Below are 744 nucleotides of genomic sequence, written 5' to 3'. Positions count from 1 at the left end.
GCCACTGAGGCCACCGGAATTCGCTCCGCCCAGCTTGCGGGCGGGGAATTCCGCCTCGCCAGAGCTCTTTCCTGAGGGGATGTCCCCCGCGGTCGAAGGGTTTTTTGGTGTTTTCGGCGACCCCAGCGGGCGGGTGCTCGGCGCATTGCAATTGCTAGGCGACGAACATATCCACAGGGATTACCAGCTCCTGGAGCAGGAGTTGCAGGGGAACAATCCAGAACTCGCCGCCCGGACGCGGTTCGTGGATCCCCTCGTAGCCAATTATCATCTGCGCTTGGGCTCCGAGAGCGACAAGCTAAGCGCATTCCAGCGCATCGTCCATAATCAGAACGGTAACGACACAGCCGACTTCCTGTTCGTGCCAGTGAGCNGCTAAGCGCATTCCAGCGCATCGTCCATAATCAGAACGGTAACGACACAGCCGACTTCCTGTTCGTGCCAGTGAGCGATGGCGGTAAGACTCTTGCGGAGCGCGGCAAACATTGGTCGCTGCTGTTCGTTGATCGCAGCGACCGGGAACGGCCGGTTGCCTATCATTATGACTCCGTCAGCGGATGGCATGACAAGCTTGCAAAACACCTCGCAGAAAGGCTGGGCGCCAGCCTGGAGACCCGCGTGGACTTACCCCGCATCGCCCAGCAGAGCAACGAGTGGGATTGCGGAGTCTACGTGGTGGACGGCACGCGGGCGCTGGTTGGGCGATTGCAAAGATGGCAGCCAGACCTGCCAGACCTGCCAGAC

Annotated in this window: 1 protein-coding gene; it reads left to right on the top strand. The window is 60.7% G+C overall.

Translation table 11 applies throughout. The features are described from left to right. Positions 1-444 precede the first annotated feature (444 nt). The coding region (locus X738_RS84425) for a Ulp1 family isopeptidase (RefSeq protein ID WP_245277919.1) at positions 445-744 on the top strand (300 nt) is incomplete at its 3' end.

This window comes from Mesorhizobium sp. L48C026A00 (genome assembly GCF_000502375.1).
Classification (GTDB): Bacteria; Pseudomonadota; Alphaproteobacteria; order Rhizobiales; family Rhizobiaceae; genus Mesorhizobium; species Mesorhizobium muleiense.
Note: the sequence above shows the minus strand (reverse complement) of the source record. Positions and strands in the feature narration are given on the sequence as shown.